Here is a 13,492-nt window from a genome sequence, read left to right as displayed (position 1 = left end):
TCGCCTGCCCCTTTTCCCCGGAAGCCTGCCTTTGTCCGATCGCCTGCCCGTCCTGCCGCAATACCTGTTCCCCAAGCAGGCGCTGACCACATTCGCCGGCTGGGTCGCGGGCAAGGAGCGCGGCGCGGTCACGACCTGGATCATCCGCCGCTTCGTCGCCAAGTACGGCGTCGACATGGGCGAGGCGCTGGACAGCGACATCGCGAGCTATGCGAGCTTCAACGCCTTCTTCACGCGTGCCCTCAAGCCCGGCGCCCGGCCACTGGCGCCCGCCGACCTGATCTCGCCGGTCGACGGCGCGATCAGCCAGTTCGGCGCCATCGAAGGCGACCAGATCTTCCAGGCCAAGGGCCACAGCTACTCGACCACCGCGCTGGTCGGCGGCGACGCCGCGCTGGCCGCGCAGTTTGCACATGGCAGCTTCGCGACGCTCTACCTGAGCCCGAAGGACTATCACCGCATCCACATGCCCTGCGACGGCCGGCTGCTGCGCATGATCTACGTGCCGGGCGACCTGTTCTCGGTGAACCCCACCACGGCGCGCGGCGTTCCGGGTCTGTTCGCGCGCAACGAGCGCGTGGTCTGCGTCTTCGAGTCGGCGCGCGGACCCTTCGTGCTGGTGCTGGTCGGCGCCACCATCGTCGGCAGCATGGCGACGGTCTGGCACGGTGTGGTGAACCCGCCGCGCGGCGGCGAGGTGCGCGAATGGCGCTACGACGATCGTCAGGTCGCGCTCGCGCAGGGCGAGGAGATGGGGCGCTTCCTGCTCGGCTCGACTGTCGTGATGCTGTTCCCGGCCCCGGCGCTGCATTTCGAGCCGACGTGGGCGCCGGCACGTCCGGTACGCCTCGGCGAAGCCATGGCCGACTACGCCGAAGGCAGCCTGCCCGAAGATCGATCCGCCTAAGGCACCGGGCCACAGACCGCGCCCGGCCTCACATCGCAGCTATAAAACTCGTAGCAAAGAGGCTTTCGCGGTATAGTCGCCGGCCAATCACGGGCAGCCCCCGCCCTCACAAGAACACGCGGCGATCCGAGGAGATGAAGTCGATGAGCAGCAAGGAAAACGCAGCCGTCAGCCAATTGCTCGCGCTGCTGGAAGCCCGCTATGCACTGCGGGTCCTCTGGGCGCTGCGCGACGGCCACCCCCAGACCTTCCGCCTTCTGCAGGACAGCGTCGGCAGCATCACCCCCAACACGCTCAATACCCGCATCAAGGAACTGCGCGAAGCCGGCCTCGTGAACCACGGCAGCGAGGGCTACAGCCTGACGCTGAGCGGCCAGGACCTGCTCAAGCGCCTGTCCGATCTGCAGGCCTTCGCGGGCAAGTGGCAGCAGGCGCAGGTCAAGAAGATCGCCCCTCCGCCTGCCGCGTAGGCGCAGACGGCGCCCCGTCCGGCGGCCGACCCCGAGGCGGCATCGTTAAACTGCGCGGTTTCCCATCCAAGCCCCCAAGGAGCGCTCCATGCCCACCACCCCTTCCGGCCTGCAATACGAAGACACGACCGTCGGCGACGGCAGCGAGGCCAAGCCCGGCCAGCACGTGCACGTGCACTACACCGGCTGGCTCTTCAACGACGGCGTGCAGGGCGCCAAGTTCGATTCCAGCCGCGACCGCAACGACCCCTTCGCCTTCTCGCTGGGCGCCGGCCAGGTCATCAAGGGCTGGGACGAAGGTGTCGCCGGCATGAAGATCGGCGGCAAGCGCACCCTGATCATCCCGGCCGCCCTCGGCTATGGCGCCCGCGGCGCCGGCGGCGTGATTCCGCCCAACGCGACCCTGAAGTTCGACGTCGAACTGCTCGACGCCCACTGAAACAGAGCCCCCACGCTCCCACTGCGTGGGGCTCGCTGCCCCCGAGGGGCGCCGCAGGACGCCTCGGCGCCGCCGGCGCCGGCCTGATCCCCTGCCACGCTTTTCCGTCGCGTGGCACTCAGCCCCCGAGACGCAGCAGGAATCACGTCAAGAAACGCGCCGCTTCCGGCGCATTTTTTTCTTGAAAACGCCCCGCCGAGCCCCAAATGGCTGGCTATTGTTCGTTTTTCATTGATTTCCGGCATGGCAGCCGGCTTTTGAGCATGTCAGATCCGCAAAACACCCCTCAGCACCCCGACACCCTGCAAGGCGCGCCCAGCCCCGAAGAAATTGAGGCGGCGCAGTTCGCCAACGAAGCCGATGCGCTGACGGCAGCGCAGGCCGAGGTCGCGGCACTGCAGGCCAGGAACGCCGAACTGTCGGACCAGTTCCTGCGCGCCCAGGCCGACGTCCAGAACGCCCGCCGCCGCGCCGACGAAGAAGTCAGCAAGGGCCGGAAGTTCGCGATCGAGAGCTTCGCCGAGAGCCTGCTGCCGGTGCTCGACAGCCTCGAGGCCGGCCTGGCGCTGCCCGGGGCCACTGCCGAGCAGCTGCGCGAGGGCACCGAAGCCACGCTGCGCCAGCTCAAGAGCGCCCTCGAGCGCAACAAGGTGATCGAGATCGCGCCGCCGGCCGGTGCGAGGTTCGATCCGCATCAGCACCAGGCGATCTCGGTGGTGCCGGCGCCGGGCCAGGAGCCCAACACCATCGCGAACGTCCTGCAGAAGGGCTACACCATCGCCGAGCGCGTGCTGCGCCCGGCGCTCGTGACAGTCAGCGCACCGAACTGACGAGCAACAACGAATCCACAGGAAATCCCCGCACTGTCCCTTGAATCGACGCGGGTTATCCACAAGTTCACAACAACTTAATTTTCTGAAGTCCAGGAGCAACAACATGGCCAAAATCATCGGCATCGACCTCGGCACCACCAACTCGTGCGTGTCGATCATGGAAGGCAACACCACGCGTGTGATCGAGAACTCCGAAGGCGCCCGCACGACGCCCTCGATCGTCGCCTACCAGGAAGACGGCGAAGTGCTGGTCGGTGCCTCGGCCAAGCGCCAGGCGGTCACCAACCCGCGCAACACGATCTACGCGGTCAAGCGCCTGATCGGCCGCAAGTTCGAAGAGAAGGAAGTGCAGAAGGACATCGACCTGATGCCTTACAGCATCACCAAGGCCGACAACGGCGACGCCTGGGTCGAGGTGCGCGGCAAGAAGCTCGCGCCCCAGCAGATCAGTGCCGAGATCCTGCGCAAGATGAAGAAGACCGCCGAGGACTATCTCGGCGAGCCGGTCACCGAGGCCGTCATCACGGTGCCCGCCTACTTCAACGACAGCCAGCGCCAGGCCACCAAGGACGCCGGCCGCATCGCCGGCCTGGACGTCAAGCGCATCATCAACGAGCCGACCGCCGCAGCGCTGGCCTTCGGCCTCGACAAGCACGACAAGGCCGACCGCAAGATCGCCGTCTATGACCTGGGCGGCGGCACCTTCGACATCTCGATCATCGAGATCGCGGACGTCGACGGCGAGAAGCAGTTCGAGGTGCTGTCGACCAATGGCGACACCTTCCTGGGCGGCGAAGACTTCGACCAGCGCATCATCGACTACATCATTTCCGAGTTCAAGAAGGAACAGGGCGTCGACCTGAGCAAGGACGTGCTCGCGCTGCAGCGCCTCAAGGAAGCGGCCGAGAAGGCCAAGATCGAGCTGTCGAACGGCGCCGCCACCGACATCAACCTGCCCTACGTGACGGCCGACGCATCGGGTCCGAAGCACCTGAACATCAAGCTGTCGCGCGCCAAGCTCGAGAGCCTGGTCGACGAGCTGATCGAGCGCACCATCGCGCCCTGCCGCACCGCCATCAAGGATGCCGGCGTCAGCGTGTCCGACATCAGCGACGTGATCCTGGTCGGCGGCATGACCCGCATGCCCAAGGTGCAGGACAAGGTCAAGGAATTCTTCGGCAAGGAGCCGCGCAAGGACGTCAACCCCGACGAGGCCGTGGCCGTCGGCGCCGCCATCCAGGGCCAGGTGCTCTCGGGTGACCGCAAGGACGTGCTGCTGCTCGACGTCACCCCGCTGTCGCTCGGCATCGAGACCATGGGCGGCGTGATGACCAAGATGATCACGAAGAACACCACGATCCCGACCAAGTTCGCCCAGACCTTCTCGACCGCCGAGGACAACCAGCCGGCCGTGACGATCAAGGTGTTCCAGGGCGAGCGCGAGATCGCCGCGGGCAACAAGCTGCTCGGCGAGTTCAACCTCGAGGGCATTCCGCCGGCATCGCGCGGCACGCCCCAGATCGAGGTCAGCTTCGACATCGACGCCAACGGCATCCTGCACGTCGGCGCCAAGGACAAGGGCACCGGCAAGGAAAACAAGATCACCATCAAGGCCAACTCGGGCCTCTCGGAGGACGAGATCCAGAAGATGGTGAAGGACGCCGAGCTCAACGCCGCCGAGGACAAGAAGAAGGTCGAGCTGGCCCAGGCCCGCAACCAGGGCGAAGCCATGGTGCACAGCGTCAAGAAGTCGCTCGGCGAGCACGGCGCGAGCCTCGACGCAGGCGAGAAGGAAAAGATCGAGGCCGCGATCAAGGACGTCGAGGAAGCCCTCAAGGGCGAGGACAAGTCCGCGATCGACGACAAGACCAACACGCTGATGAGCGCGAGCCAGAAGCTCGGCGAGAAGATGTACGCCGACGCCCAGGGCGCGGCGGCTGCCGCCGGCGGCCCGGGCGCTGGCCCGGAAGCTGCAAGCGCTCCGGCCGACGACAACGTGGTCGACGCCGAAGTGAAGGAAGTCAAGAAGGGCTGATTCCCCCGCCCCGAACCCAGGCTGGACCCCCGTTGCAGGTGGTCCAGCCTTTTTCGCTTCCTGCCCCAGCTGCCTGAACCCGATACCGCCACCGACCCCCGACCATGGCCACCAAACGCGACTACTACGAAACCCTCGGCGTCCCGAAGAACGCGAGCGAGGACGAAATCAAGAAGGCTTATCGCAAGCTCGCGATGAAGCACCACCCCGACCGCAATCACGGCGACACGGGCAGCAAGGATGCCGAGGCCAAGTTCAAGGAGGTCAAGGAAGCCTACGAGATGCTGTCGGACAGCCAGAAGCGCGCGGCCTACGACCAGTACGGCCATGCCGGCGTCGACCCCAACATGCGCGGCGGCCCCGGCGCGGAAGGCTTTGGCGGCTTTGCGGAGGCCTTCGGCGACATCTTCGGCGACGTCTTCGGGGGTGCCCGCGGCGGTGCACGCCAGGGCGGCGGGCGCCAGGTCTTCCGCGGCAGCGACCTGAGCTACGCGATGGAAGTCACGCTCGAGGAAGCCGCCGAGGGCAAGGACGCCCAGATCCGCATTCCGAGCTGGGACGACTGCGAGGCCTGCAAGGGCTCGGGCGCCAAGCCCGGCACCAAGCCGATCACCTGCACCACCTGCCACGGCCAGGGCGCGGTCCAGATGCGCCAGGGCTTCTTCAGCGTGCAACAGACCTGCCCGACCTGCCACGGCTCGGGCAAGATCATCCCCGAGCCCTGCACGACCTGCCACGGCCAGGGCAAGATCAAGAACAACAAGACGCTCGAGGTCAAGATCCCGGCCGGCATCGACGACGGGATGCGCATCCGCAGCACCGGCAACGGCGAGCCCGGCACCAACGGCGGCCCGCCGGGCGACCTCTACATCGAGATCCGCCTCAAGAAGCACGACATCTTCGAGCGCGAAGGCGACGACCTGCACTGCGTGGTGCCGGTCAGCATCACGACCGCGGCGCTGGGCGGGGAGATCAACGTGCCCACGCTCAAGGGCGCGGCGGCGATCGACATCCCCGACGGCACCCAGAGCGGCAAGCAGTTTCGCCTGCGCGGCAAGGGCATCAAGGGCGTGCGCTCGACCTACCCGGGCGACCTCTACTGCCACGTGCGCGTCGAGACGCCGGTCAAGCTCACCGAGCACCAGCGCAAGCTCATGAAGGAACTCGACGAATCGCTCAGGAAGGGCGGCGAAAAGCACAGCCCCACCGACAAGGGCTGGTTCGACAAGGCAAAGGAATTCTTCAGCTGAACGCGCGCGCCGGCTGAGCCGGCTGCACGTTCGGAGGTGTTACATCCTGGGCGGCCTGCGGGCCGCTTTTTCTTTGGCCGTCGGCGGCGCCGCCGCGCCGCGCGTTGAGTTCGATACAGATGACTCGCGCCCATCCATATGACCTGCAGGCGGCGTCGACAGTGGCCGGCCGGACGCCTCCGTGCAGAACCGACGACATCCTCGTAGGATGGACTCGTCGGTCAAGGCCTTCCGTCAGCTTTGTGGCTTGCCTGTGCGATCCGTTGGAACTTATCGACTGTCGCGAAATTCTTATATGCAAAGCAATTTGCTCGAAGCGTCGTTTGTTCTATGCTTTGAGCAAGTCAATGCCCGAGGGATCTTTTCCAAGCGTGCACACCTCACCTGGCACCATTCCTGCGAACGATGCGACGTGTGCAGCACGGATTTCCCGGGCAGCGCCCGGCTGACTCGATGGAGGTGTCTATGGTGGATGTCATCAGCAACTTCGCAGCGCGATATGAGCGCACGCGCGAAGAGGTCCTTTCCCTGCAGGACTATCTCGAGATCTGCAAACGCGAACCGATCGCCTACGCCACGGCCGCCGAGCGCATGCTCAAGGCCATCGGCGAACCCGAACTGGTCGACACGCGCAACGACACCCGGCTGTCGCGGATCTTCGCCAACAAGGTAATCAAGATCTACCCGGCCTTCCGGGAGTTCTACGGCATGGAAGACGCCATCGAGCAGGTGGTGTCCTACTTCCGCCATGCCGCCCAGGGCCTGGAGGAAAAGAAGCAGATCCTCTACCTGCTGGGCCCGGTGGGCGGCGGCAAGAGCTCGATCGCAGAGCGCCTCAAGCAGCTCATGGAACACGTGCCCTTCTATTCGATCAAGGGCTCGCCCGTGAACGAGACGCCGCTGGGCCTGTTCGACGCCACCGAGGACGGCGAGATCCTCGAGAAGGAATACGGCATCCCGCGTCGCTACCTGCAGCGCATCCTCTCGCCCTGGGCCGTCAAGCGGCTCGAGGAATACGGCGGCGACATCCGCAAGTTCCAGGTCGTCAAGCGCTATCCCTCGGTGCTGCGCCAGATCGCGGTCGCCAAGACCGAACCCGGCGACGAGAACAACCAGGACATCTCCTCGCTGGTCGGCAAGATCGACATCCGCAAGCTCGAGGACTACGCACAGGACGATCCCGACGCCTACGCCTACTCGGGCGGCCTGTGCCTCGCGAACCAGGGCCTGCTCGAGTTCGTCGAGATGTTCAAGGCGCCGATCAAGGTGCTGCATCCGCTGCTGACGGCCACCCAGGAAGGCAACTTCAAGGGCACCGAGGGCTTCGGCGCCATCCCGTTCGACGGCATCGTGCTGGCCCACAGCAACGAGAGCGAATGGAAGGCCTTCCGCAACAACAAGAACAACGAGGCCTTCCTCGACCGCATCTACATCGTCAAGGTGCCCTACTGCCTGCGGGTCTCGGAAGAGATCAAGATCTACGAGAAGCTGGTGCGCAATTCGTCCCTCGCGGCGGCGCCCTGCGCACCCGGCACGCTGCGCATGATGGCCCAGTTCTCGGTGCTGACGCGGCTGAAGGAACCCGAGAACTCGAGCATCTTCAGCAAGATGCAGATCTACGACGGCGAGAACCTCAAGGACACCGACCCGAAGGCCAAGTCGATGCAGGAGTACCGCGACTACGCGGGCGTCGACGAGGGCATGAGCGGCGTCTCCACGCGCTTTGCGTTCAAGATCATCTCGAAGGTCTTCAACTTCGACAGCAGCGAGGTCGCGGCCAACCCGGTGCACCTCATGTACGTGCTCGAGCAGCAGATCGAGCGCGAGCAGTTCGCCGCCGAGACCGAGCAGAAGTACCTGTCCTACATCAAGGAGCAGATGGCGCCGCGCTATGCGGAGTTCATCGGCAAGGAAATCCAGACCGCCTACCTCGAGAGCTACTCGGAGTACGGACAGAACATCTTCGACCGCTACGTCACATACGCCGATTACTGGATCCAGGACCAGGAGTACCGCGACCAGGACACCGGCGAGGTCTTCGACCGCGGCTCGCTCAACGCCGAGCTCGAGAAGATCGAGAAGCCCGCCGGCATCAGCAACCCGAAGGACTTCCGCAACGAGATCGTCAACTTCGTGCTGCGCGCGCGGGCCGGCAACGCGGGCAAGAATCCGCTGTGGACCAGCTACGAGAAGCTGCGCACCGTGATCGAGAAGAAGATGTTCTCGAACACCGAGGAGCTGCTTCCCGTGATCAGCTTCAACGCCAAGAGCAGCGCCGACGAGATGAAGAAGCACGAGGACTTCGTCAACCGCATGGTCCAGAAGGGCTATACGGCCAAGCAGGTTCGCCTGCTGTGCGAGTGGTATCTGCGCGTTCGCAAGAGTTCATAGTGAACTGAAGGAGTTCTGTCCGTGGCCATGCTGCAGCAGATCATCGACCGCCGGTTGTCGGGCAAGAACAAGTCCATCGGCAACCGCGAACGTTTCCTGCGCCGCTACCGCGAACAGATCGGCGAAGCGGTCAAGCGTGCGGTCAGCGGCCGCGGCATCCGCAACCTCGAGCAGGGCGAGGACATCACGCTGCCCAAGCGCGACGTGTCCGAGCCCGTGTTCGGGCACGGCCAGGGTGGCGACCGCGAGTACGTGCACCCCGGCAACACCGAGTACGTCAAGGGCGACCGCATCGAACGGCCGCAGGGCGGCGGCGGCGCCGGCAAGGGCTCCAAGGCCGGCGATGGCGAAGGCGGCGAGGACGATTTCGTCTTCAGCCTGACCAAGGAAGAGTTCATGCGGGTCTTCTTCGAGGACCTCGCCCTGCCCCACCTGATCCGCACTCAGCTGGCCGAGGTGCCCGAGTGGAAGAGCCACCGGGCCGGCTTCGTCAGCGACGGCAACCCCAGCAATCTGCACGTGGTGCGCTCGATGCGCGGCGCGCTCGCGCGGCGCATCGCGCTCGGCGGCGATTCGCGGCGCGAGATTCGCGAGCTCGAGGCGCACCTGCTGCACCTGCAGCGCAGCCCGCGCCACGCCGACGCCCTGGTGCAGCGCGAGATCCGCGAGACCGAGGAAAAGCTCGAAGAACTGCGCGGCAAGGCGCGGCACGTGCCCTTCCTCGACCCGATCGACCTGCGCTACCGCAACCGCGTGAAGGTGCCGGTGCCCTCGGCCAAGGCCGTGATGTTCTGCCTGATGGACGTGTCGGGCTCGATGGACGAAGCGCGCAAGGACATGTCCAAGCGCTTCTTCATGCTGCTGTACCTGTTCCTCACGCGGCACTACGAGAAGATCGACCTGGTCTTCATCCGCCACCACACGCAGGCCTCCGAAGTGACCGAGGACGAGTTCTTCCACGCCACCGAGACCGGCGGCACCGTGGTGTCGAGCGCGCTGACGCTGATGCTCGACATCGTGCGGGCACGCTACCCGAGCAACGAGTGGAACATCTATGGCGCCCAGGCCAGCGACGGCGACAACTGGCACCAGGACAGCGGCCGCTGCCGCGAACTGCTGGCCGACCACCTGCTGCCCCTGGTGCGCTACTACGCCTACGTGCAGGTGGCCGAAGCCGAGCAGAACATGTGGGAGGAATACACCCAGCTGGCCGGCTCGCACAAGAACTTCGCGATGCGCAAGGTGAGCGACGCGCAGGACATCTACCCGGTGTTCCGCGAGCTGTTCAAGAAAGAAAGAGGCCCGGCGTGAACGACACTCCCCTGGAAGCCCCGGACAGCACGAAGCCCGTCAAGGCGCGCAGCCCGCTGCCCAGCCCCTCGGACTGGACCTTCGAGCTGATCGAGCAGTACCACACCGAGATCGCGCGCGTGGCCCGCGGCTACAAGCTCGACACCTACGCCAACCAGCTCGAGATCATCACGGCCGAGCAGATGATGGATGCCTACGCCTCGGTCGGCATGCCGGTCATCTACCGCCACTGGTCCTACGGCAAGCAGTTCATCTCGACCGAGAAGAACTACCGGCGCGGCCACATGGGGCTGGCCTACGAGATCGTGATCAATTCCGATCCCTGCATCGCCTACCTGATGGAAGAGAACACCATGGCCATGCAGGCCCTGGTGATCGCGCACGCGGCCTACGGCCACAACAGCTTCTTCAAGGGCAACTACCTGTTCCGGATGTGGACCGATGCGTCGTCCATCATCGACTACCTGGTCTACGCGCGGAACTACATCAGCGAATGCGAGGAGCGGCACGGGGTCGGCCCGGTCGAGGACCTGCTCGACTCCTGCCATGCGCTCATGAACCACGGCGTCGACCGCTACCGGCGTCCGCAGAGGCTGTCGCTGGGCCAGGAGCAGGCGCGGCGCGAAGAGCGCGAGCACCACCTGCAGCAGCAGATCAACGACCTCTGGCGAACGCTGCCGCGCAAGGCCGGCCGAACGGCGGAAGACGAGGAAGCCTCTCGCCGCTTCCCGGCCGAGCCGCAGGAGAACCTGCTCTACTTCATCGAGAAAAATGCACCATTGTTGGAGCCCTGGCAACGCGAAGTGGTGCGTATCGTGCGCAAGATCGGGCAGTACTTCTATCCGCAGCGCCAGACCCAGGTCATGAACGAGGGCTGGGCCACCTTCTGGCACTACACCCTGCTCAACACGCTCTACGACGAGGGCCTGCTGGCCGACGGCTTCATGATGGAGTGGCTGCAGTCGCACACCAACGTGGTGTTCCAGCCGCCGGTCGGCCACCGGGCCTACAGCGGCATCAACCCCTATGCGCTGGGTTTCGCGATGTTCACCGACCTGCGCCGCATCTGCGAGAAGCCCACCGACGAGGACCGCCGCTGGTTCCCCGACCTGGCAGGCACCGACTGGCTCACGTCGCTCGACTACGCGATGCGCAACTTCAAGGACGAGAGCTTCATCGGGCAGTTCCTGTCGCCCAAGCTGATGCGCGATTTCCGCCTCTTCACGGTGCGCGACCAGGAGAGCGAGGCCGAACTCGAGGTCTCGGCCATCCACGACGACAGCGGCTACCGCCAGCTGCGCGAATCGCTGTCGCGCCAGTACGACCTGAACCACCGCGAGCCGAACATCCAGGTCTGGAGCGTGAACCTGCGCGGCGACCGCTCCCTCACGCTGCGCCACACGCAGCACAACAACCGCCCGCTGCACGATGATTCGACCGAGGTCCTCAAGCACGTGGCGCGGCTGTGGGGCTTCGACGTCCACCTCGAGAGCGTGGACACGCAGGGCCGGGTGAATCACCGCAAGGTCGCGGGGCCGCAGGCGGCCTGACGAACCGCGCCGACGCACTTCTTCAGCCGGCGCTCCCAGCCGTCCCCTAGCCGCCGCTCTTTGCACCCTTCGATGGCTTCGGGCCTGGCGGCACGAGCTTGGCGCGCGCCGCCAGCGCTAGTTCGCGTGCCTGGCAGCCCTCGACATGGTCGTTGACCAGCCCCATCGCCTGCATGAAGGCATAGACGGTGGTCGGGCCGACGAAGCTCCAGCCGCGCTTCTTGAGGTCCTTCGACATCGCGACCGATTCGGCCGAGGTGGTGAAGGTCTGCAGCACCGCATGCGTGATGCGCTTCGGCCGCGAGGCCGGCGCAGGCTCGAAGCCCCAGGCATAGGCCGCCAGAGAACCGAACTCGGCGCGCAACTCGATCACGCGCTTCGCGTTGTTGATCGCCGATTCGATCTTGCCCCGGTGACGCACGATGCCGGCGTCGGCCAGCAGCCGCTCGACGTCCGCGGGGCCGAAGCGCGCCATGCGCTCGGCCTCGAAGTTCGCGAAGCCGCGCCGGAAGGCCTCGCGCTTGTTGAGGATCGTGAGCCAGCTGAGTCCGGCCTGGAAGCCCTCCAGGCAGAGCTTCTCGAACAGGCGCCGATCGTCGGTGACCGGAAAGCCCCATTCGCTGTCGTGGTAGGCCTGGTAGGTCGGCGTGGCGGCGCACCAGCGGCAGCGCCAGGCGCCGTCCTCGCCCGCGAACAGGCCCGCGCGTTCCCTGGCCGTCATTCGGTCGGGCGCCGCAGCGTCTGCCAGGCGGCCGCGGTCGGCGTGGTGCCGGCGCCGGGCTGCTGGGGCAGGCGGAAGTGGCCGTCGACCACCTCGGCCGGTTCGGTGAAGCAGTCCTTGATCCACGGGATGTATTCGAGCACCTCGCAGGCCGGATGGGCGAAGCTCAGGTGCACGTGCACCTGGCTCATGTCGCCCGCATGCGGTGCGACCGGCAGGCGGAAGGCATGCGCGGCCTCGCAGACCTGCAGCACCTCGGTGATGCCGCCCATCCGCGTGACGTCGGGCTGGACCCAGTGGATCGCCTGCTGGGCGAAGAACTCGGAGAAGGCGTCCGCCGTGTAGAGCTGCTCGCCGAGCGCCACCGGGATGCGCGTGGCACGTGCGAGCTGTGCATGGCCCTTGACGTCGTCGTACCAGAGCGGCTCCTCGAACCAGAAGACGTCGAAGGGCTCGGCGCCGCGGCAAAAGCGCAGGCAGGTGGCGAGGTCCCACTTGCCGTTGCCGTCGATCGCGAGCGTGACGCCGGGACCGATCGCCTCGCGCACCGCCTCGAGCCGGCGCAGGTCGCGGTCGACGCTCGACCCGACCTTGATCTTGATGCCCGTGAAGCCGTCGTCGACCGCACGCCGGGCACCCGCGACCAGCTGGTCGTCGGCGATGCTGAGCCAGCCGATGTCGGTGTTGTAGGCCCTCACCTTCGGCCGCACCTGGCCGCCGAGCAGCTTCCAGAGCGGCACGCCGGCCGCCTTGGCCTTCAGGTCCCAGAGCGCGACATCGATCGCGGCCAGCGACAGCGTCGTGATGCCGGCCCGGCCCACCCACTGCAGCGCGGGGTCGCGCGCCAGCTTGCGCCAGAGGCGGTGCACGTCGCCGGCGTCCTCGCCGATCAGCAGCGGCGCGTGGCAGGTGGCGATGCAGCGCGTGACGAGCTGGTCGCTGGCCAGGTGCGCATGGGTGCCCGTGAAGCCGTGGCCGACCAGGCCGTCCTCGGTCTCGATGCGGGCGCCGACCACACCCCAGTGCGTGATCGTGTGCGTGCTGTCGGCGATCTGGCTGCCCGTGACCGGCACGTGCAGGATGAAGGGCTCGACCGACCTGATCTTCACTTCGTCTCGCTCACGCGCAGCAGCGCCTCGATCGCCAGCGGATAGCCCTTGACGCCAAGGCCGACGATGATCCCGCGCGCCGCCGGCGAGATGAACGAATGGTGGCGGAATTCCTCGCGCGCATGCACGTTCGAGATGTGCAGCTCGATCAGCGGCACGCTGGCGCCCTTGATGGCGTCGTGCAGCGCGATCGAGGTGTGGGTGTAGGCGCCCGGGTTCATCACCACCCCGAGCATGCGCCCGGCCGCGACCTCGCGCCCGGCCTCGTGGATCCAGTCGATCAGGAAGCCTTCGTGGTTGGACTGGCGGCATTCGATCTCGACGCCGAGCCTGGTGCCGGCCTCGGCGCACATGCGCTCGACGTCGGCCAGGGTCTCGTAGCCGTATTGCGCAGGCTCGCGCGTGCCGAGCAGATTGAGGTTCGGGCCGTTCAGGACAAGGATTTTCTTCATGACATCGCACTCCGGAGCCGGGCA

General features: G+C 66.1%; 12 protein-coding genes. 9 read left to right on the top strand and 3 right to left on the bottom strand.

Annotated elements, in window-relative coordinates:
* Nucleotides 1-31 precede the first annotated feature (31 nt).
* The 9 genes from asd (at nucleotide 32) to QTH87_RS10615 (ending at nucleotide 11,186) form a co-directional block, all read left to right on the top strand.
* Entirely contained in the window at nucleotides 32-907 is an 876-nt protein-coding gene (gene asd / locus QTH87_RS10655) for an archaetidylserine decarboxylase (RefSeq protein WP_286608879.1), read from the top strand.
* A 143-nt stretch (nucleotides 908-1,050) separates the two neighbouring features.
* Nucleotides 1,051-1,377 carry a winged helix-turn-helix transcriptional regulator gene (locus QTH87_RS10650; RefSeq protein ID WP_286608878.1) on the top strand — a complete coding sequence of 109 codons (327 nt, stop codon included), beginning with the start codon at nucleotides 1,051-1,053 and terminating at the stop codon, nucleotides 1,375-1,377.
* A gap of 88 nt (nucleotides 1,378-1,465) precedes the next feature.
* Complete coding sequence (locus tag QTH87_RS10645; RefSeq protein ID WP_286608877.1) at nucleotides 1,466-1,816, top strand: FKBP-type peptidyl-prolyl cis-trans isomerase; 351 nt, start codon at nucleotides 1,466-1,468, stop codon at nucleotides 1,814-1,816.
* A gap of 263 nt (nucleotides 1,817-2,079) precedes the next feature.
* Complete coding sequence (gene grpE / locus QTH87_RS10640) at nucleotides 2,080-2,646, top strand: nucleotide exchange factor GrpE (protein ID WP_286608876.1); 567 nt, start codon at nucleotides 2,080-2,082, stop codon at nucleotides 2,644-2,646.
* A gap of 106 nt (nucleotides 2,647-2,752) precedes the next feature.
* Complete coding sequence (gene dnaK / locus QTH87_RS10635) at nucleotides 2,753-4,684, top strand: molecular chaperone DnaK (protein WP_286608875.1); 1,932 nt, start codon at nucleotides 2,753-2,755, stop codon at nucleotides 4,682-4,684.
* Nucleotides 4,685-4,788: 104 nt separating this feature from the next.
* A complete protein-coding gene (dnaJ, locus tag QTH87_RS10630; RefSeq protein ID WP_286608874.1) occupies nucleotides 4,789-5,934 on the top strand; it encodes a molecular chaperone DnaJ in 1,146 nt (381 codons plus the stop codon).
* A 468-nt stretch (nucleotides 5,935-6,402) separates the two neighbouring features.
* A complete protein-coding gene (locus QTH87_RS10625; protein WP_286609069.1) occupies nucleotides 6,403-8,325 on the top strand; it encodes a PrkA family serine protein kinase in 1,923 nt (640 codons plus the stop codon).
* Nucleotides 8,326-8,352: 27 nt separating this feature from the next.
* Nucleotides 8,353-9,636 carry a YeaH/YhbH family protein gene (locus QTH87_RS10620; protein ID WP_444812777.1) on the top strand — a complete coding sequence of 428 codons (1,284 nt, stop codon included), beginning with the start codon at nucleotides 8,353-8,355 and terminating at the stop codon, nucleotides 9,634-9,636.
* An 11-nt stretch (nucleotides 9,637-9,647) separates the two neighbouring features.
* A complete protein-coding gene (locus QTH87_RS10615; RefSeq protein WP_444812776.1) occupies nucleotides 9,648-11,186 on the top strand; it encodes a SpoVR family protein in 1,539 nt (512 codons plus the stop codon).
* A gap of 46 nt (nucleotides 11,187-11,232) precedes the next feature.
* Here the strand turns inward: QTH87_RS10615 and QTH87_RS10610 are convergent, their stop codons facing one another.
* From QTH87_RS10610 to aroQ, 3 genes are read right to left on the bottom strand one after another with little or no spacing between them, the layout of a single operon-like run.
* On the bottom strand, nucleotides 11,233-11,907 hold the full coding sequence (locus QTH87_RS10610) for a DNA-3-methyladenine glycosylase I (RefSeq protein WP_286608871.1): 675 nt from the start codon (nucleotides 11,905-11,907) through the stop codon (nucleotides 11,233-11,235).
* Nucleotides 11,904-13,016, bottom strand: a complete 1,113-nt coding sequence (locus QTH87_RS10605) for a mandelate racemase/muconate lactonizing enzyme family protein (RefSeq protein ID WP_286608870.1) — start codon at nucleotides 13,014-13,016, stop codon at nucleotides 11,904-11,906. Before QTH87_RS10605 ends, QTH87_RS10610 begins: the two co-directional genes overlap by 4 nt.
* Nucleotides 13,013-13,468, bottom strand: coding sequence for a type II 3-dehydroquinate dehydratase (gene aroQ, locus QTH87_RS10600; protein ID WP_286608869.1), 456 nt, complete (start codon nucleotides 13,466-13,468; stop codon nucleotides 13,013-13,015). Before aroQ ends, QTH87_RS10605 begins: the two co-directional genes overlap by 4 nt.
* Nucleotides 13,469-13,492 lie beyond the last annotated feature (24 nt).

It is taken from the genome of Variovorax jilinensis, from assembly GCF_030316885.1.
GTDB lineage: Bacteria > Pseudomonadota > Gammaproteobacteria > Burkholderiales > Burkholderiaceae_C > Variovorax > Variovorax jilinensis.
The sequence above is the reverse complement of the archived record's forward strand: the minus strand, read 5'-3'. Positions and strand labels throughout refer to the sequence as shown.

Bases quoted from the DNA above. Each gene is read 5' to 3' on its own strand.
- QTH87_RS10650 (WP_286608878.1), top strand. From the start codon at position 1,051: ATGAGCAGCAAGGAAAACGCAGCCGTCAGCCAATTGCTCGCGCTGCTG.
- QTH87_RS10645 (WP_286608877.1), top strand. From the start codon at position 1,466: ATGCCCACCACCCCTTCCGGCCTGCAATACGAAGACACGACCGTCGGC.
- grpE (WP_286608876.1), top strand. From the start codon at position 2,080: ATGTCAGATCCGCAAAACACCCCTCAGCACCCCGACACCCTGCAAGGC.
- dnaK (WP_286608875.1), top strand. From the start codon at position 2,753: ATGGCCAAAATCATCGGCATCGACCTCGGCACCACCAACTCGTGCGTG.
- dnaJ (WP_286608874.1), top strand. From the start codon at position 4,789: ATGGCCACCAAACGCGACTACTACGAAACCCTCGGCGTCCCGAAGAAC.
- QTH87_RS10620 (WP_444812777.1), top strand. From the start codon at position 8,353: ATGCTGCAGCAGATCATCGACCGCCGGTTGTCGGGCAAGAACAAGTCC.
- QTH87_RS10610 (WP_286608871.1), bottom strand. From the start codon at position 11,907: ATGACGGCCAGGGAACGCGCGGGCCTGTTCGCGGGCGAGGACGGCGCC.
- aroQ (WP_286608869.1), bottom strand. From the start codon at position 13,468: ATGAAGAAAATCCTTGTCCTGAACGGCCCGAACCTCAATCTGCTCGGC.